Annotated in this window: 17 protein-coding genes; all 17 read left to right on the forward strand. The window is 60.0% G+C overall.

Annotated features, from left to right (window positions below; all coding sequences use genetic code 11):
- Position 1 precedes the first annotated feature (1 nt).
- The 17 genes from nuoE (at position 2) to proS (ending at position 17,727) form a co-directional block, all read left to right on the forward strand.
- Positions 2–1,075, forward strand: coding sequence for an NADH-quinone oxidoreductase subunit NuoE (nuoE, locus tag IE166_RS03295; RefSeq protein ID WP_189501582.1), 1,074 nt, complete (start codon positions 2–4; stop codon positions 1,073–1,075).
- On the forward strand, positions 1,075–2,379 hold the full coding sequence (gene nuoF / locus IE166_RS03300) for an NADH-quinone oxidoreductase subunit NuoF (protein WP_189501583.1): 1,305 nt from the start codon (positions 1,075–1,077) through the stop codon (positions 2,377–2,379). Before nuoE ends, nuoF begins: the two co-directional genes overlap by 1 nt.
- 6 nt (positions 2,380–2,385) lie before the next feature.
- Positions 2,386–2,832 carry a helix-hairpin-helix domain-containing protein gene (locus IE166_RS03305; protein WP_189501584.1) on the forward strand — a complete coding sequence of 149 codons (447 nt, stop codon included), beginning with the start codon at positions 2,386–2,388 and terminating at the stop codon, positions 2,830–2,832.
- A gap of 52 nt (positions 2,833–2,884) precedes the next feature.
- Positions 2,885–4,969, forward strand: coding sequence for an NADH-quinone oxidoreductase subunit NuoG (nuoG, locus tag IE166_RS03310; RefSeq protein WP_189501585.1), 2,085 nt, complete (start codon positions 2,885–2,887; stop codon positions 4,967–4,969).
- Positions 4,970–4,978: 9 nt separating this feature from the next.
- Positions 4,979–6,025 (forward strand): NADH-quinone oxidoreductase subunit NuoH, encoded by a 1,047-nt coding sequence (gene nuoH / locus IE166_RS03315; protein ID WP_189503215.1) that lies wholly within the window; start codon positions 4,979–4,981, stop codon positions 6,023–6,025.
- Positions 6,025–6,216, forward strand: a complete 192-nt coding sequence (locus IE166_RS03320) for a hypothetical protein (protein ID WP_189501586.1) — start codon at positions 6,025–6,027, stop codon at positions 6,214–6,216. The genes nuoH and IE166_RS03320 overlap by 1 nt, the downstream gene beginning before the upstream one ends.
- 2 nt (positions 6,217–6,218) lie before the next feature.
- On the forward strand, positions 6,219–6,710 hold the full coding sequence (nuoI, locus tag IE166_RS03325; RefSeq protein WP_189501587.1) for an NADH-quinone oxidoreductase subunit NuoI: 492 nt from the start codon (positions 6,219–6,221) through the stop codon (positions 6,708–6,710).
- Positions 6,711–6,878: 168 nt separating this feature from the next.
- Positions 6,879–7,499 (forward strand): NADH-quinone oxidoreductase subunit J, encoded by a 621-nt coding sequence (locus tag IE166_RS03330; protein WP_189501588.1) that lies wholly within the window; start codon positions 6,879–6,881, stop codon positions 7,497–7,499.
- A gap of 2 nt (positions 7,500–7,501) precedes the next feature.
- Positions 7,502–7,810, forward strand: a complete 309-nt coding sequence (nuoK, locus tag IE166_RS03335; RefSeq protein ID WP_189501589.1) for an NADH-quinone oxidoreductase subunit NuoK — start codon at positions 7,502–7,504, stop codon at positions 7,808–7,810.
- A gap of 10 nt (positions 7,811–7,820) precedes the next feature.
- Positions 7,821–9,809, forward strand: a complete 1,989-nt coding sequence (nuoL, locus tag IE166_RS03340) for an NADH-quinone oxidoreductase subunit L (RefSeq protein WP_189501590.1) — start codon at positions 7,821–7,823, stop codon at positions 9,807–9,809.
- Positions 9,809–11,317, forward strand: a complete 1,509-nt coding sequence (locus IE166_RS03345) for an NADH-quinone oxidoreductase subunit M (RefSeq protein WP_189501592.1) — start codon at positions 9,809–9,811, stop codon at positions 11,315–11,317. Before nuoL ends, IE166_RS03345 begins: the two co-directional genes overlap by 1 nt.
- Positions 11,318–11,331: 14 nt before the next feature.
- Positions 11,332–12,771 (forward strand): NADH-quinone oxidoreductase subunit NuoN, encoded by a 1,440-nt coding sequence (nuoN, locus tag IE166_RS03350; protein ID WP_189501593.1) that lies wholly within the window; start codon positions 11,332–11,334, stop codon positions 12,769–12,771.
- Between the two features lie 3 nt (positions 12,772–12,774).
- The gene (locus IE166_RS03355; protein ID WP_189501595.1) at positions 12,775–13,602 is read left to right on the forward strand and encodes a biotin--[acetyl-CoA-carboxylase] ligase; all 828 of its coding nucleotides are present in this window, start codon (positions 12,775–12,777) and stop codon (positions 13,600–13,602) included.
- 10 nt (positions 13,603–13,612) lie between these two features.
- Positions 13,613–15,283, forward strand: a complete 1,671-nt coding sequence (locus tag IE166_RS03360; protein WP_189501597.1) for a ribonuclease J — start codon at positions 13,613–13,615, stop codon at positions 15,281–15,283.
- 22 nt (positions 15,284–15,305) lie between these two features.
- Positions 15,306–15,710 carry a methylmalonyl-CoA epimerase gene (gene mce / locus IE166_RS03365; RefSeq protein WP_189501599.1) on the forward strand — a complete coding sequence of 135 codons (405 nt, stop codon included), beginning with the start codon at positions 15,306–15,308 and terminating at the stop codon, positions 15,708–15,710.
- Positions 15,711–15,722: 12 nt separating this feature from the next.
- A complete protein-coding gene (locus IE166_RS03370) occupies positions 15,723–15,998 on the forward strand; it encodes a DUF1467 family protein (protein WP_189501600.1) in 276 nt (91 codons plus the stop codon).
- 400 nt (positions 15,999–16,398) lie between these two features.
- Positions 16,399–17,727 (forward strand): proline--tRNA ligase, encoded by a 1,329-nt coding sequence (proS, locus tag IE166_RS03375; RefSeq protein ID WP_189503216.1) that lies wholly within the window; start codon positions 16,399–16,401, stop codon positions 17,725–17,727.
- Positions 17,728–17,734 lie beyond the last annotated feature (7 nt).

A 17,734-nucleotide genomic window follows, 5' to 3' on the forward strand; every position in this document is an offset into this window, starting at 1 on the left:
AATGTCCGTTCGTCGCCTTGCAGAGCCCACCGTTCAGCCAGCCAGCTTCGCCTTCAGCGCGGAAAATGCTGCTTGGGCTGACCTCGCTATCGCAAAATACCCGGAGGGCCGGCAGCAGTCTGCCGTGATCCCGCTGCTCATGCGCGCGCAGGAACAGGAAGGCTGGGTTTCGAAAGCCGCCATCGAGACGATCGCGGATATGCTGGGCATGCCCTATATCCGCGTTCTCGAAGTGGCGACCTTCTACACGCAGTATCAGCTGAAGCCGGTTGGCACGAAGGCCCACGTTCAGGTTTGCGGCACGACACCCTGCATGGTGCGCGGCGCGGGCGAACTGATGGACGTCTGCCGCTCCAAGATCCACCACGACCAGTTCCACACCAATGAAAGCGGAACGCTGTCCTGGGAAGAGGTTGAGTGCCTCGGTGCTTGCGTCAACGCGCCCATGGTCATGGTGTTCAAGGACACTTACGAAGACCTGACGTCGGAGCGTCTGGCTGAGATCATCGACGCGTTCGAGGCCGGCACTCCGCCACAGCCCGGTCCGCAGACGGATCGCTTCTATTCCGCACCGGCTTCCGGGTTCACCTCGTTGACCGACGAGCAGGCGATCCAGGACAATGCCCGCGAATGGCGCGAGAAGCGCAAGCAGGCTTGGTCGGCCGACGCTGCAACGGCCACCGGCGAGACGGCGACGCCTCCATCGCAGGCTGCACGTCCGAAGACGGATGCTCCTGAAACCAACCCGGCGATCAAGTCGCCATCGCCTGAAAAGGCGAGCCCCGCTGCTGAAAGCGCAGAGAGCGTCAAGGCACCAGTCGGCAATGCCGCTGAAGCCAACAAGGCTGAGCCTTCGGTTGAAGGGGAAGCCAAGCAGCGCCAGAGCGGCGCTGACAAGGACGGCGATCAGGGGCTCAAGGCTCCCGAATTGCACAAGGGCGAGCCGGTAGGCGCAGACGCCAAGGGCGAAGCCGCTTCAGACGCAAGTGTAACAAGTGCCGGTAAGGATCAGGCCGGTAATCCGGATGCTGACGCTGCAGGCAAATCGGGTGGTAAAGACGGTGAGGCAAGCTGATGCTCGCAGATAAAGACCGCATCTTCACCAATATCTATGGCCGTTTCGACCAGTCCATCCAGGGCGCCATGGCGCGTGGATTGTGGGACGGAACGGATGAGATCATCGCGAAAGGTCGCGACTGGATCATCAACGAGATGAAGGCGTCCGGCCTGCGCGGTCGCGGCGGCGCCGGCTTTCCGACAGGCCTGAAGTGGTCCTTCATGCCGAAGAACACGGAAGGGCGTCCATCCTACCTCGTGGTCAATGCCGACGAGTCTGAGCCAGGAACCTGCAAGGATCGTGAGATCCTGCGCCATGATCCGCATACCCTGGTGGAAGGCTGCCTGATCGCCGGCTTCGCCATGGGCGCGACCGCCGCCTACATCTATGTGCGCGGCGAGTTCATTCGTGAGCGCGAAGCGCTGCAGCGCGCGATCGACGAAGCCTACGAAATGGGCTTCATCGGCAAGAACAACAAGAACGGGCACGATTTTGAGATCTACGTTCACCACGGCGCAGGTGCCTATATCTGCGGCGAGGAAACGGCTTTGCTCGAAAGCCTGGAAGGCAAGAAGGGCCAGCCGCGCCTGAAGCCGCCGTTTCCGGCCAACATGGGCCTGTATGGCTGCCCGACGACCGTCAACAATGTCGAGTCGATCGCGGTTGCGCCGACGATCCTTCGTCGTGGTGCGGGCTGGTTCTCGTCCATCGGTCGGCCGAACAATGTCGGCACGAAGCTGTTCATGCTGGTTGGGCACGTCAACACGCCCTGCACGGTCGAAGAAGAGATGGGCATCTCCTTCCGTGAACTCGTGGAAAAGCACGGCGGCGGCATTCGCGGTGGCTGGGACAATCTGCTGGCCGTTATTCCCGGCGGCGCGTCCTGCCCGGTGGTGAAGGCGGAAGACATCATCGATTGCCCGATGGACTTCGACGGTCTGCGCGAGCGCAAGTCGTCCTTCGGCACGGCAGCCGTAATCGTCATGGACAAGTCGACCGATATCGTGAAGGCGATCGCGCGCCTGTCCTACTTCTTCAAGCATGAGAGCTGTGGTCAGTGTACGCCGTGCCGTGAGGGTACCGGCTGGATGTGGCGCGTGATGGAACGTCTCGTGCGCGGCGAAGCGCAGAAGCGCGAGATCGACATGCTGCTCGACGTGACCAAGCAGGTGGAAGGCCATACGATCTGCGCCCTTGGCGACGCTGCCGCTTGGCCGATCCAGGGTCTGATCCGCAACTTCCGTCCAGAAATCGAGCGCCGCATCGACGAATTCTCCTACAATGCGCACCGCGTTCAGCCGGTGCTGGTCGCTGCAGAGTAGGGCGGTATGACGAAGCAAGGCGCCATGTTCGGCCAGTCTTCCGGAGAGGTCCTAGACCTCGCCGCGAAGTCGGCCGCGAGCATGACCGCTGCTTCGATGCTCGGCGTGAGCATGATGACGCAGGCGATGGGCCTTTGGATGGGCTCGGTTGCGCGCTTGATGGAACAGGCGCAGAAGCCGGCTCAGGTTGCTGAACCAGATGCCGCTGCTAAGCCTGCATCCCACGAAACTGCTGTCACAGCACCGAAGATGCCCGATGATCTGAAGAAGATCAGCGGCATTGGTCCGAAGATGGAGCAGGTGCTCAACAAACGCGGCATTGCGACTTATGCAGATGTCGCGGCATTGAATGATGATGACGTTGCCGGCCTTGAACAAAGCCTCGGCATTGAAGACCGTATCGGTCGGGACAACTGGATCGCACAAGCCTCGCGGCTTGCGGCAGGTAACTAGGTAGGATGGATCGGCGGGCACCTCGTCCACGATCCAAAGGAATTGGCAGATCATGGCGAAGCTCAAGGTCGACGGGAAAGAAATAGAGGTACCCGACCACTATACGCTGCTTCAGGCAGCGGAGGAGGCGGGCGCCGAGGTGCCGCGTTTCTGTTTCCATGAGCGGTTGTCGATCGCCGGAAACTGCCGCATGTGCCTGGTCGAGGTGAAGGGCGGACCGCCCAAGCCGCAGGCCTCCTGCGCAATGGGCGTCAAGGATCTGCGCCCGGGGCCGAATGGCGAGCTGCCGGAAATGTTCACCAACACGCCGATGGTCAAGAAGGCCCGCGAAGGCGTGATGGAGTTCCTGCTCATCAACCACCCGCTGGATTGCCCGATCTGCGATCAGGGCGGCGAGTGCGATCTGCAGGACCAGGCCATGGCCTTCGGCGTCGATGCTTCGCGTTATGGCGAGAACAAGCGCGCGGTTGAAGACAAGTATATCGGCCCGCTCGTGAAGACGATCATGACGCGCTGCATCCACTGCACGCGCTGCGTCCGCTTCACCACTGAAGTTGCCGGCATTTCCGAACTGGGTCTGATTGGCCGCGGCGAAGATGCCGAGATCACGACCTACCTCGAACAAGCGATGACGTCCGAACTGCAGGGCAATGTCATCGATCTTTGCCCGGTCGGCGCACTGACGTCCCGTCCCTACGCCTTCCAGGCGCGTCCGTGGGAACTGTCGAAGACCGAGTCGATCGACGTCATGGATGCCGTCGGTTCCGCCATCCGCGTTGATACGCGCGGCCGCGAAGTCATGCGCATCATGCCACGCGTCAACGACGAAGTGAATGAGGAGTGGATCTCCGACAAGACGCGCTTCGTATGGGATGGCCTGCGCACGCAGCGTCTCGACCGTCCATACATCCGCCGCGGCGGCCGCTTGCAGCCAGCAAGCTGGGCCGAAGCCTTCGCGGTCGTGAAGACGGCGGTAGCAGGTAAGGCGGGTGAGCGCATTGGTGCGATTGCTGGCGACTTGGCTACGGTCGAGGAGATGTACGCGCTGAAGAGCCTGATGGGTTCGCTCGGCTCAACCAACATTGATTGTCGGCAGGATGGTGCTGCGCTTGATCCCAAGCATGGCCGTGCGAGCTACATCTTCAACCCGACCATCGACGGCATTGAACAGGCCGACGCCGTTCTGATCATCGGCTCCAATCCGCGCTTCGAAGCATCGGTGCTGAATGCCCGCATTCGTAAGACCTGGCGCCAGAAGGGGATGCCGATCGGCGTTATCGGCGACATGGGCGATCTGCGTTACGACTACGAGATGCTCGGTGCCGGAACCGACACGCTGACCCAGCTGTCGGACGGCAAGCTTGATTTCCTCGACGTGCTCAACAAGGCCGAGCGTCCGCTGATCATCGTGGGGCAGGGCGCTTTGGCGCGTGCCGATGGTGCAGCCGTCCTGTCGGCTGCGGCGAAGCTCGCTCAGTCGGTCGGCGCGGTTGCCGAAGGCTGGAACGGTTTTGCGGTGCTCCACACGGCGGCATCGCGCGTCGGCGGTCTTGATATCGGCTTTGTGCCGGGTGCTAACGGCAAGTCGGTTGCCCAGATGATGGGTGCGCTTGACGTGCTCTTCCTGCTCGGCGCCGACGAGTTGGACATGAACCAGATCGGTGCTGAGACCTTCTCCGTTTATATAGGCAGCCATGGCGATGCCGGTGCGCATCGTGCCGACGTGATCCTTCCGGGTGCGACCTATACCGAAAAGTCCGGCCTGTTCGTAAACACCGAAGGCCGTGTGCAACTGGCCAATCGCGCCGGCTTTGCGCCGGGCGAGGCCAAGGAAGACTGGGCCATCCTGCGCGCTCTGTCCGACGTACTCGGCAAGAAGCTGCCGTTTGACTCTCTGGCTCAGCTCCGCGCCAAGCTCGTGGCCGAGTTCCCGCACTTCGCGGAAGTCGATGAGATCGTACCAGCTGATCCGGCGGGCCTCGCGGCCTTGGCCGAGCTGGGTGGTTCGTTCGAGCGTGGCGCTTTCGATTCTCCGGTGAAGGACTTCTACCTCACCAACCCGATTGCCCGTGCCTCTGCTGTTATGGCCGAATGCTCTTCGCTTGCGCAGAGCGGCTTCCAGCAGGCAGCGGAATAAGAGATGGCGATGGAAACTTCCTTCTTCTGGGTCTATGTCTGGCCGCCGCTTCTCATCCTGATCCAGTCGCTGGTTCTGGTGGTGATCCTGCTCGTCGGCGTCGCTTACCTGCTTTATGCCGACCGCAAGATCTGGGCTGCCGTTCAGCTGCGCCGCGGACCGAACGTCGTCGGCCCCTGGGGTACGCTTCAAGCATTCGCCGACCTGTTGAAGTTCGTCTTCAAGGAGCCGGTTATCCCGTCCGGCGCCAACAAGGCGGTGTTCCTCCTTGCCCCTATGGTATCTGCCGTCCTTGCGATTGCGGCCTGGGCCGTGATCCCGGTCAATGAGGGTTGGGCTGTCGCCAGCATCAATGTCGGCGTGCTCTATATCTTCGCGATCACCTCGCTCGAAGTCTACGGCGTGATCATGGGCGGCTGGGCGTCAAACTCAAAGTACCCATTCCTCGGCGCGTTGCGTTCTGCAGCACAGATGGTGTCTTACGAAGTCTCGATCGGCTTCGTGATCGTCACCGTTCTTCTGACTGTCGGTTCGCTGAACCTGACGGACATAGTTCTGTCGCAGCATACCGGGCTCGGCACGATGCTGGGACTGCCAAACACGTTCCTTGACTGGAACTGGTTGGCGCTGTTCCCGATGTTCATCATCTTCTTCATCTCGGCACTGGCCGAAACGAACCGGCCGCCCTTCGATCTCGTTGAGGCTGAGTCGGAACTCGTCGCCGGTCACATGATCGAATATTCGTCAACGCCGTTCCTGCTGTTCTTCCTGGGCGAGTATGTCGCCATCGTTTTGATGTGCGCGCTCACCACCATCCTCTTCCTTGGTGGATGGCTGCCGCCCTTCGACTTCGCGCCCTTTACCTGGGTGCCGGGTGTGATCTGGTTCGTGCTGAAGCTCTGCTTTGTCTTCTTCATGTTCGCTATGGTGAAGGCCTTCGTTCCTCGCTATCGCTATGACCAGCTGATGCGCCTTGGTTGGAAGATCTTCCTGCCAATTTCACTGGCAATGGTCGTGATTACGGCGGCCTTCCTCAAGATCACGGGGCTTGCGTGATGTCGCTGCCGATGATCGGCGCTCTGGTAGGCCTTATGATCGCGGTCGGTTTTGCCGCGTTCAGCTTTGCCCTCAGCCGTCGCGTCGATCTGGATGAAACACGCAAGGCATTGCACGTAAGTGCCTTGATCCAATTGATTGTTCTTCCTGTTGCGGGCTGGTTCGTTGCGCCTGCCTTGTTTGGAGACTGATGATGTCCGCCTTGGCCCAGGCCGCAAAGTCTCTGCTGTTGATCGAATTCGTAAAGGCATTCGGCCTTTCGATGCGGCAGTTCTTTGCACCCAAGCACACGATCAACTACCCGCACGAAAAAGGGCCTGTCAGCCCGCGCTTCCGTGGCGAGCATGCTCTGCGTCGTTATCCAAACGGCGAAGAACGCTGCATTGCCTGCAAGCTGTGCGAAGCGATTTGCCCGGCGCAGGCCATTACGATCGAGGCCGGCCCGCGCCGCAACGATGGCACGCGCCGCACCGTGCGCTACGACATCGACATGGTGAAGTGCATCTATTGCGGTTTCTGCCAGGAAGCCTGCCCGGTGGATGCTATCGTGGAAGGCCCGAACTTTGAGTTCGCCACCGAAACCCGCGAAGAGCTTTACTACGACAAGGACAAGCTGCTGGCGAACGGCGACCGCTGGGAGCGCGAGCTTGCGCGCAACATCCAGCTGGACGCGCCGTATCGCTGATATCGAGTGAAGACGCAGGTCGCGTCTTCACAGCCTGGAATAGCCAAACCGCGATTGTTTCTTTCCCTTTCGCGGAACGCAAATTAAGAGGAGTTGGCATCCGCCCGAGGGGGTAGGTTGCCTGCAAGTCGTGTTTCAAGAACACGGCGCCGAGAACCGAGGATACCCATGCTGACCGGTATAGAGGCGGCCTTTTTCTATCTTTTCGCGTTCGTCGCCGTGGCGTCTGCCTTCATGGTGATCGCGGCGAAGAATCCCGTTCATTCGGTTCTTTTCCTGATCCTCACCTTCTTCAACGCGGCCGGCCTCTTCCTTCTGACGGGCGCCGAGTTCCTGGCGATGATTCTGCTGGTCGTTTATGTCGGCGCAGTGGCGGTGCTCTTCCTGTTCGTCGTGATGATGCTCGATGTCGACTTCGCAGCGCTGAAGAGCGGATCTCTGCAATATGCGCCGATCGGTGCACTGGTCGGGATTGTGCTGGCGGCAGAGTTGATCGTCGTTGCGGGTGGTTACGCCTTCGCGCCCGAACTGGCCGCGAACGCCACGATGCCGACGCCGGATCTGGCTGTACGCAGCAACACGGCCGCATTGGGTGACATCCTTTACACGCACTACGTCCACTACTTCCAAATCGCCGGCTTGATCCTGCTGGTTGCGATGATCGGCGCGATTGTTCTCACGCTGCGCCACAAGCCGAATGTGCGCCGCCAGTCGGTCGCGGCTCAGGTGGCGCGCACGCCGGCAACCGCGATTGAGATCAAGAAGGTCGAGACGGGTAAGGGTATCTGATCATGCAAGTAGGCATTTCCCACTTCCTGACCGTTTCAGCCGTTCTGTTCACGCTGGGCGTGTTCGGCATCTTTTTGAACCGCAAGAACATCATCGTCATCCTGATGTCGGTCGAGCTGATCCTGCTTGCCGTCAACCTGAACTTCGTCGCCTTTTCGAGTGTGCTGGGCGATCTGGTGGGCCAGGTGTTCGCGCTGTTCGTCCTGACGGTGGCGGCGGCTGAAGCGGCCATCGGTCTTGCGATCCTTGTGGTCTTCTATCGCAATCGCGGCTCCATCGCGGTTGAAGACGTTAATGCGATGAGGGGCTGACGGCAGCGCCATGTATCAGGCCATTGTTTTTCTCCCACTCCTCGGCTTTCTGATTGCCGGCCTTTTCGGTCGGTCCATCGGTGCGAAGGCGTCTGAGTACGTCACGTCCGGCTTCCTGGTCGTGTCGGCTGTGTTGTCGTGGATTGCCTTCTTCACGGTTGCACTTGGCCATGTCGAAGCCTTCACTGTTCCGGTGCTGCGCTTCATCCAGGCGGGCGGCATCGACGTGTCCTGGGCGCTGCGCATCGACACGCTGACCGCCGTCATGCTGATCGTGGTGAACACCGTTTCCGCTTTGGTGCACATCTATTCGATCGGCTACATGCACCACGATCCGCATCGGCCACGCTTCTTCGCCTATTTGTCGCTCTTCACCTTCGCCATGCTGATGCTGGTAACGTCGGACAATCTGATCCAGATGTTCTTTGGCTGGGAAGGCGTCGGCTTGGCATCGTACCTGCTGATCGGCTTCTGGTATAAGAAGCCTTCCGCCAGTGCTGCAGCCATGAAGGCCTTCATCGTCAACCGCGTCGGCGACTTTGGTTTCGCACTCGGTATCTTCGGCGTGTTCGTTCTGTTCGGTTCGGTGAACTTCGACACGATCTTCGCCAATGCCGCGACGTTCATCCCTGCTGAAGGTGCTGCACCGGAAGGGCAGGTCGCTTTGACCTTCCTCGGTTACGCGCTGAACAATCAGGCCGCGCTGACGATCGTCTGCTTGCTGCTCTTCATGGGCGCGATGGGTAAGTCCGCGCAGGTGCCGCTGCACACCTGGCTGCCGGACGCCATGGAAGGACCGACGCCTGTGTCGGCACTGATTCATGCCGCGACGATGGTGACCGCCGGCGTGTTCATGCTGGCGCGCTTGTCGCCGATCTTCGAACACAGCGCGACAGCCCTGACCGTCGTGACTTTCATTGGCGCGACCACGGCAATCTTTGCCGCGACGGTCGGCTTGGTCCAAAACGACATCAAGCGCGTGATCGCTTACTCGACTTGCTCGCAGCTCGGCTACATGTTCGTGGCTCTCGGCACTGGCTTTTATGGTGCTGCCGTCTTCCACCTCTTCACGCATGCCTTCTTCAAGGCGCTGTTGTTCCTGGGTTCGGGCTCGGTGATCCACGCCGTGTCGGACGAGCAAGACATGCGCCGAATGGGCGGCCTGCGTAAGCTGATCCCGACCACCTACTGGATGATGGTGATCGGCACGATCGCGCTTACTGGCGTCGGCATCCCGACCACGATGATCGGTACGGCCGGCTTCTTCTCGAAGGACGCGATCATCGAAGGTTCGTTCGCCGCCCATAATCCGGTGACGGGCTATGCCTTTATCATGCTGGTTATCGCAGCTGTGTTCACCAGCTTCTATTCCTGGCGTTTGATTTTCATGACCTTCCACGGCAAGCCGCGCGCTTCGGCCGATGTGATGCACCATGTGCATGAATCGCCGCCAGTCATGCTCGTGCCACTATTCATCCTGGCTGTTGGTGCCTTGCTCGCCGGTGTGCTGTTCGAAGGCTACTTCGTTGGCCACGAGTATAATGAATTCTGGAAGGGCGCTTTGTTCACCCTGCCTGAAAACGAGATCCTCGAGCACTTCCACCATGTGCCGCTGTGGGTGAAGCTGTCGCCGTTCATTGCGATGATCGTCGGCTTCCTGCTGGCCTACCAGTTCTACATCCGCTCGCCGGAAACGCCGAAGCGCTTGGCTGCTCAGCATCATGGTCTGTACCAGTTCCTGCTCAACAAGTGGTACTTCGACGAGCTCTACGATTTCCTGTTCGTGCGCCCGGCCATGCGGATCGGTCGCTTCCTGTGGAAGCAGGGTGATGGCCGCGTCATTGATGGTCTTGGACCGGATGGCATTGCTGCACGGGTCACCGATGTCACCCGCGGCGTGGTGCGTCTGCAGACCGGCTACCTCTATCACTATGCCTTTGTAATGCTGATCGGCATCGCCGCGCTGGTCACCTGGATGATGCTGGGGAACAGCTTCTAATGACTGACTGGCCAATCCTTTCGACGGTCACGTTCCTCCCGCTCGTTGGCGCGTTCCTGATCTTCCTGATCCGTGACGACGGTGCGAGCGCACGACGCAACATCCGCAACGTCGCCCTGCTGACGACGGTGTTCACCTTCGTCCTGTCGCTTCTGATCTGGATCGGCTTCGACAACAGCCAAGCCGGCTTCCAGATGGTGGAAAAGACGGACTGGCTGGACTCCGGCATTTCCTACCACATGGGCATCGACGGCATTTCCATGCTGTTCGTGATCCTGACGACCTTCCTGATGCCCCTCTGCATTGCAGCCAGTTGGGTGTCGGTGGAGAAGCGCGTCAAGGAATACATGATCGCGTTTCTGATCCTGGAAACGATGGTCATCGGCGTGTTCTGCGCGCTCGATATCGTGTTGTTCTACGTGTTCTTCGAAGCAAGCCTGATCCCGATGTTCATCATCATCGGTGTTTGGGGCGGCAAGCGCCGCGTCTATGCGAGCTTCAAGTTCTTCCTGTATACGCTGCTCGGCTCGGTGCTGATGCTGCTGGCCGTGATGGCCATGTTCTGGCAGGCGGGCACGACGGACATCCCGACGCTGATGACGCATGACTTCCCCGAGAGCATGCAGTATTGGCTATGGATTGCCTTCTTCGCGTCTTTCGCAGTGAAGATGCCGATGTGGCCGGTTCATACCTGGTTGCCAGATGCGCACGTCGAAGCGCCAACTGCCGGATCCGTGCTGCTGGCAGGCATCCTGCTGAAGATGGGCGGCTATGGCTTTCTGCGCTTCTCCTTGCCGATGTTCCCGGACGCGTCCGACTACTTCGCGCCGTTCGTCTTCACGCTCTCGGTCGTAGCGATCATCTACACCTCGCTGGTCGCTTTGATGCAGGAGGACATGAAGAAGCTGATCGCTTATTCGTCGGTGGCTCACATGGGCTTTGTGACGATGGGCATCTTCGCAATGAACGCCGAGGGTGTGCAGGGCGCGATCTTCCAGATGCTGTCTCACGGCCTCGTCTCGGGCGCGCTCTTCCTGTGCGTAGGCGTGGTTTACGACCGTCTGCATACCCGCGAAATCTCGGCCTATGGCGGTCTGGTTCACAACATGCCGAACTATGCCGTCGTGTTCCTGATCTTCACCATGGGCAATGTGGGCCTGCCGGGCACCAGCGGCTTCGTCGGTGAGTTCCTGACCATGATGGGTGCCTTCCGCGCCAACACCTGGGTTGCCTTCTTCGCGGCAAGCGGCGTCATCCTCTCGGCCGCTTACGCGCTCTGGCTCTATCGCCGCATCATCTTCGGCGCTTTGACCAAGGAAAGCCTGAAGTCGATGCTGGACCTGTCGACGCGCGAAAAGGCCGTGATCTATCCTTTGGTGGTGCTCACCATCTTCTTCGGCGTATATCCGGCTCCGGTCTTCGACGTGACGACGGCTTCGGTGGATGCGTTGATCTCTCATATTTCCCAGGCGACGGGCGCGGCTGATACCGCCTCGCTCGCGAAGTAAGGACGTCCGCAGCAATGACTACGGCTCTTTCCACAAGCCTTTCGCTGCTTGGCCCGGAACTGATCCTCGCCGGTGGCGGGGTGCTGCTGCTGATGATCGGGGTATTCAGCGGAGAACGGCGAGCCAATCGGCTCGTGACCGGTCTGAGCGTCGCCGTTCTGGTAGCTGCACTGCTGTGGATGTGGTTCTTCGGGCGTGATGGCGTTGCCTTCGGCGGTGCCATCGTTCAGGACGCGTTCAGTCGCTTCATGAAGAGCCTGGCACTGATCGGTTCGGCGGTGACGCTGTTCATGTCGGTTGGCTTTGCCAAGGACGAGCGCTTCGACAAGTTCGAATTCCCCGTGCTGATCGTGTTGTGCACGCTCGGCATGATGCTGATGATCACCGCCAACGACATGCTTGGCCTTTATCTCGGCCTCGAGCTGCAATCCCTGGCGATCTATGTTCTGGCCGCTTTCAACCGCGACAGCCTGCGTTCCACGGAAGCCGGCCTGAAGTACTTCGTGCTGGGTGCGCTTTCCTCCGGCATGCTGCTTTACGGCATTTCGCTGGTCTACGGTTACACCGGCCACACCGGCTTCAATGAGATCGCCGCAGCTCTAACCGGTTCTGAGCGCCAGCTTGGCCTGGTCTTCGGCCTGGTCTTCGTTCTCGCCGGTCTCGCGTTCAAAATTTCCGCCGTGCCGTTCCATATGTGGACGCCGGACGTCTATGAAGGCGCGCCGACGCCGATCACAGCCTTCATGGCAGCAGGCCCGAAAATGGCCGCAATGGCGCTGACCGTTCGAGTGACAATGGAAGCCTTCGCTCCGATAGCGCCGGATTGGCAGCAGATCATCGTCTTCATCTCGATTGCCTCCATGCTGCTCGGCTCGTTCGCAGCCATCGGCCAGCGCAACATCAAGCGCCTCATGGCCTATTCCTCGATCGGCCACATGGGCTTCGCGCTTGTCGGTCTGGCTGCAAATTCCGAGACGGGTGTCCGCGGCGTCGTGCTCTACATGACGATCTACCTCGCCATGACCCTCGGCACCTTCGCCGTCATCCTGGCGATGCGCCGCAAGCAAGGCAATGTCGAGAATATCGACGATCTGGCAGGCCTGTCGACCACCCACCCGCTGATGGCGCTGGTGCTCACCATCATGATGTTCTCCTTGGCCGGTATCCCGCCGCTCGCCGGCTTTTGGGCCAAGTGGTACGTCTTCCTGGCGGCCATCAACTCGGGTCTTTACGCTCTATCGGTGATCGGCGTTCTGGCTTCGGTGGTAGGTGCCTATTACTACCTGCGCCTCATCAAGATCATGTGGTTCGATGAGCCTGTGGGCAGCTTCGTGCCGGTTGCCGGGGAGTTGCGTCTAGTTCTAGGCGTATCGGCTGCCTTTACGCTGCTTTACGTGTTGATCGGCGGTCCACTCGGCAACATGGCGCAGGCCGCAGCCAAGTCCTTCTTCTAAGGGATGGTGTTTCAACTCGCGCCGGAGGCATTGAAGCAGGGGTATAGCGTGGAAGGCCATCACACGGTCGGGTCCACGAACGCCCTTGCGCTGGAGCGTGCGACGGATGGTGACGCAGGAAATCTCTGGATCTGCGCACTCAAGCAGGAGAGTGGTCGTGGTCGCCGCGGCCGCGCCTGGGAAACGCCGGTCGGGAATCTAGCCGCGACGCTCCTGATCGTAGGCAGCCATGATCCCAAACGCGCCGCGACGCTCGGCTTTGTTGCCGGCCTGTCGCTATCTGATGCCCTGCAAGCAGCCATACCCGGCGCCAGTCTGTCAGTCGCTGCTGATGCTGGTGGAACGAAGGACGGCAGCCGCTTCGCCTTAAAGTGGCCGAACGATGTTTTAGCCGACGGCGCCAAGTTGGCCGGCGTCCTGCTCGAATCGACCTTTCTGCCAAACGGCCGCTTTGCCGTCGCGGTAGGTATCGGCGTCAATGTCGTCGCTCATCCGAGCGACCTACCTTATCCCGCAACATCGCTGCAGGCATTGGGCTCCGATCTGTCCGCTGAAACCCTGTTCACGTCATTAAGTGGCGCATGGGCGAGCAATGTCTCGCTGTGGGACGAGGGTCGAGGCTTGTCCGCCATCCGCGATCGCTGGCTGGAACGCGCGGCTGGCCTAGGCGGCGATGTGGCTGTGCGGCTTGACGGCGCGGTTCTGCGCGGCACATTCGAGACGATCGATGAGGATTGCCGCTTCGTAATCCGTCTGAACGACGGCAGCCTGACGCAAATTGCGGCGGGTGACGTACATTTCGGGGCTGTCGCTTCGGCGTCCGCTTCATAAAGGATAGACATTGGCTGACGAGAACAACGCGGAACTGGTCTTTGTGCCTCTTGGAGGCGTCGGCGAAATCGGCATGAACTTCGCGCTTTATGGCTACGGCCCGGCACATGCGCGCGAATGGATCGTGATCGATGTCGGCGTGACCTTTCCTGGCCCGGATCTGCCCGGCGTCGATCTCGTTCTGCCCGATATCCGCTTCATCGAGGAGCGGCTTGACGACCTGCGCGGCATTATCATTACGCATGCGCATGAAGATCACTACGGTGCACTGCTTGATCTTTGGCCGCGCTTGAAGGCGCCGGTCTGGATGACGCCGTTCAGCGCCGGCCTGCTGGAAGCGAAACGCGCGGCCGAAGCCAAGTCGCTGAAGGTCCCGGCGGAGATCTACAAGGCCGGTTCGACCTTCCAGGTCGGTCCGTTCTCGATCGAGGCAATCGGCGTCACGCACTCTATTCCCGAGCCAGTCTCGCTCGCGATTACCACCCCGGTTGGCACCGTCATCCATACCGGCGACTGGAAGATCGATCCCGCGCCAACTCTGCCGCCGCTGATCGACGAGAATCGTTTCCGCGAGCTTGGTCAGAAGGGCGTCGCAGCGCTAATCTGCGATTCGACCAATGCGCTGCGTGAAGGTGAGTCTCCGTCTGAAGAAGCGGTAGGCGAGGGTATTCGCGGTGTTATCGAAAAGGCGCCCGGTCGCGTGGCGATTACGACCTTCTCGTCCAATGTCGGCCGCATCAAGTCGGTTGCGGAAGCAGCGCTTGCGACTGACCGCCAGGTTCTGGTACTCGGTCGCTCCTTGAAGCGCGTCATCGATGTTGCATCCGACCTCGGCTACCTCGAAGGCCTTCCGCCTTTCATCGCCGAGGAGGACTATGGCTACATTCCGCGCGACAAGGTTGTGATTCTGTGCACCGGCAGCCAGGGCGAGCCTAGGGCGGCTCTCGCCAAGCTAGCACGTGATGAGTTCCGCAACGTCGCGCTCTCGCCGGGTGACCTCGTGATCTACTCGTCGCGAACCATTCCCGGCAACGAAAAGCCGATCCTCGAAACCAAGAACCTGTTGATCGAGCAGGGCGTTCGGATTGTCGAAGACAGCGATGCGCTGGTTCACGTGTCCGGGCATCCACGTCGCAGCGAGCTGCGCCGCATGTATGAATGGGTAAAGCCGCAGATCGCGGTCCCCGTGCATGGCGAGGCTGCCCACCTCATGGGCCATGCGCAATTGGCCCGCGACTGCGGCGTCACCGATGTTCCGAAGGTCCGTAATGGTGACATGGTTCGTCTGGCGCCCGGTCCGTCGAAGATCATTGACCAGGTTCCGATCGGCCGTGTGCTGAAAGACGGTCGCTTGATCGGCGACGAAGTCGCAACAGGCGTGCGTGATCGCCGCAAGCTTTCGTTCGCCGGTCATGTGGCTGTGAATGTCGTGCTTGATGATCGTTATGAGCTGGCTGGTGATCCCGATCTTGTGGCGATCGGTCTGCCCGAATCCAATGGTCGTGGTGACGAGTTCGAGGAAGTTCTGCTCGATGCCGCGATTGGCGCTTTCGACAGCATCCCACGTCAGCGTCGCAAAGACTTGGACATGGTTTCGGAAGCCGTCCGGCGCGCGGTCCGTTCTTCCGCCAACGAAGTATGGGGCAAGAAACCGATCGTGACGGTCTTCGTCACGCGCTGAGGACCAGCCAAGGGAGGACAGGATGCTCGGACGTCTCAACCATGTCGCGATAGCCGTGCCGGATCTTGGCGCGGCATCGGCCGTCTATCGCACCACGCTGGGCGCCAAGGTGACCGATCCTCAGGCTCTCCCTGAGCACGGCGTCACGGTTGTCTTCATCGACGTGGGCAATACGAAGATCGAGCTTCTTGAACCCTTGGGTGAGAACTCTTCGATCGCCGGATTTCTACAAAAGAATCCTGCAGGCGGCATGCATCATGTTTGCTATGAAGTTGCCGACATTATCGCGGCGCGCGATCAGCTGAAGGCGTCAGGCATGCGGATCCTCGGCGAGGGGGAGCCGAAGACTGGTGCTCATGGGAAGCCAGTCCTGTTCCTGCATCCCAAGGACTTCCAAGGCACGCTCGTCGAGCTTGAGCAGATTTAAAGGAAGATCCTGATGAGCTGGATCTCGTTTGTCGCAATCTACTTCGTGGTGTGGTGGCTGACCCTGTTTGCCGTACTGCCCTTTGGCGTGCGCACGCAAGATGACGATAATGCGGTGACTTTGGGCACGCCAGCCAGTGCGCCGCGTGGGCCGCATATGTTGAGGGCCATTATTGGCACGACGCTCGTCGCATCCATCATCGTGTCCGGCTTTTATTGGCTGACGCACGGTCTGGGCTACAGCTTTGACGATATTCCGTTGATGGTTCCTCAGAACCTCGCCCGCTAACCTTCTGACATCATGATAGGCAAAAAAAATGCAGGGCATTGAGCCCTGCATCCAAGATACGCGTCCGATCATTTCCGTATTCCGGCGGCTGCGAGTGACCGCGCCTAGATCGCATCCTCCCAAGACTTGACCGCGTTCGGAGAATGAAATGTTTTTCTTCATTCCCGCTGTTGTACGACTGACCTTAACTGTCTGACATAAAGTTGTCACGAAGAATCTTACACGAACGCCTACAGCTTGTGCTGCATTGCACAAAAACTGCGCAGCTGGCTTCAAGCTTTCCGCTTTGAACCGCAGGGCCTTGCTCGGGTTTCCAATCTGCCATGAAATGGCTATGAAGCGAGCCGAGTTACAGCCATCAAGTGCCGATTCCGGCCGCACCTATTTCACGGATTTCACCATGCGTCTGTCGCGCTACTTCCTTCCCATCCTCAAGGAAACGCCGCGCGAGGCGGAGATCGTGTCGCATCGCTTGATGCTGCGCGCCGGCATGATCCGCCAGCAAGGGCAGGGCAGTTTCACTTGGCTTCCGCTTGGCAAGCGCGTGCTGGACAAGGTCTGCGCCATCATCCGCGAAGAACAGAACCGTGCCGGCGCTTTGGAAATTATGATGCCGACGGTCCAGTCGGCTGACCTTTGGCGCGAAAGCGGCCGTTATGATGCGTATGGCAAGGAGATGCTGCGCATCAAGGATCGGCATGACCGCGACATGCTCTACGGTCCGACCAATGAGGAAATGGTCACCGACATCTTCCGGTCCTATGTCCGTTCGTACAAGGACCTTCCGCTCAACCTCTACCATATCCAATGGAAGTATCGCGACGAGGTGCGGCCGCGTTTCGGCGTCATGCGCTCTCGCGAATTCCTGATGAAGGACGCTTATTCCTTCGACATGGATTTCGAGAGCGCGAAGGCCGCCTATTACCGGATGTTCGTTGCCTATCTGCGCACCTTCTCGCGCGTCGGCATGAAGGCGATCCCCATGAAGGCCGATACTGGCCCGATCGGCGGCGATCTCAGCCACGAGTTCATTATCCTGGCGGACACCGGCGAAAGTGGCGTGTTCTGCCACCGGGATTACCTCGACATGGCTGTCCCCGGCGCCGACACGGACTTCTCGGATGACACGGCAATCGCCGGTATCGTTCAGGACTGGACAACGCCTTATGCCGCGACCGACGAAATGCATGACGAAGAGGCCTGGAATGCCGTGCCCGCCGGCGAGCAATTGGCCGCCCGTGGCATCGAGGTGGGCCACATTTTCCACTTCGGTCAGAAATATTCAGAGCCGATGGGCGCCAAGGTTCAGGGACCGGACGGCAAGGATCATTTCGTCTCGATGGGTTCCTACGGCATCGGCCCGTCGCGCCTGATCGCGGCGATCATCGAAGCCAGCCACGACGAGAACGGCATCATCTGGCCGGAAGGCGTTGCGCCGTTTGATGTCGTGATCATTAACATGAAGGCTGGCGACCCGGAATGCGACCGCGTTTGCGGCGAGCTGGAAGCTGCCCATGAAGCGGCTGGGTTCGACGTGCTTGTTGACGACACGGATCAGCGTGCGGGTGGCAAGTTCGCGACGGCCGATCTCATCGGCATTCCGCTGCAGGTCATTGTTGGACCACGCGGCGTGGCTGATGGCACGGTTGAAGTAAAGCGCCGTGCGACAGGCGAGCGCGACGTGAAGAAGATTGCTGAACTGAAAGCGTCCCTGGAGACAAAGGCTTGAGCAAGCA

The sequence above is a fragment of the Tianweitania populi genome (assembly GCF_014652875.1).
In the GTDB taxonomy this organism is placed as follows: Bacteria; Pseudomonadota; Alphaproteobacteria; order Rhizobiales; family Rhizobiaceae; genus Tianweitania; species Tianweitania populi.

Excerpts from the sequence above, each read along its gene's own strand:
- nuoE (WP_189501582.1), top strand. The coding sequence starts at position 2 with ATGTCCGTTCGTCGCCTTGCAGAGCCCACCGTTCAGCCAGCCAGCTTC.
- nuoF (WP_189501583.1), top strand. The coding sequence starts at position 1,075 with ATGCTCGCAGATAAAGACCGCATCTTCACCAATATCTATGGCCGTTTC.
- IE166_RS03305 (WP_189501584.1), top strand. The coding sequence starts at position 2,386 with ATGACGAAGCAAGGCGCCATGTTCGGCCAGTCTTCCGGAGAGGTCCTA.
- nuoG (WP_189501585.1), top strand. The coding sequence starts at position 2,885 with ATGGCGAAGCTCAAGGTCGACGGGAAAGAAATAGAGGTACCCGACCAC.
- nuoH (WP_189503215.1), top strand. The coding sequence starts at position 4,979 with ATGGAAACTTCCTTCTTCTGGGTCTATGTCTGGCCGCCGCTTCTCATC.
- IE166_RS03320 (WP_189501586.1), top strand. The coding sequence starts at position 6,025 with ATGTCGCTGCCGATGATCGGCGCTCTGGTAGGCCTTATGATCGCGGTC.
- nuoI (WP_189501587.1), top strand. The coding sequence starts at position 6,219 with ATGTCCGCCTTGGCCCAGGCCGCAAAGTCTCTGCTGTTGATCGAATTC.
- IE166_RS03330 (WP_189501588.1), top strand. The coding sequence starts at position 6,879 with ATGCTGACCGGTATAGAGGCGGCCTTTTTCTATCTTTTCGCGTTCGTC.
- nuoK (WP_189501589.1), top strand. The coding sequence starts at position 7,502 with ATGCAAGTAGGCATTTCCCACTTCCTGACCGTTTCAGCCGTTCTGTTC.
- nuoL (WP_189501590.1), top strand. The coding sequence starts at position 7,821 with ATGTATCAGGCCATTGTTTTTCTCCCACTCCTCGGCTTTCTGATTGCC.
- IE166_RS03345 (WP_189501592.1), top strand. The coding sequence starts at position 9,809 with ATGACTGACTGGCCAATCCTTTCGACGGTCACGTTCCTCCCGCTCGTT.
- nuoN (WP_189501593.1), top strand. The coding sequence starts at position 11,332 with ATGACTACGGCTCTTTCCACAAGCCTTTCGCTGCTTGGCCCGGAACTG.
- IE166_RS03355 (WP_189501595.1), top strand. The coding sequence starts at position 12,775 with ATGGTGTTTCAACTCGCGCCGGAGGCATTGAAGCAGGGGTATAGCGTG.
- mce (WP_189501599.1), top strand. The coding sequence starts at position 15,306 with ATGCTCGGACGTCTCAACCATGTCGCGATAGCCGTGCCGGATCTTGGC.
- IE166_RS03370 (WP_189501600.1), top strand. The coding sequence starts at position 15,723 with ATGAGCTGGATCTCGTTTGTCGCAATCTACTTCGTGGTGTGGTGGCTG.
- proS (WP_189503216.1), top strand. The coding sequence starts at position 16,399 with ATGCGTCTGTCGCGCTACTTCCTTCCCATCCTCAAGGAAACGCCGCGC.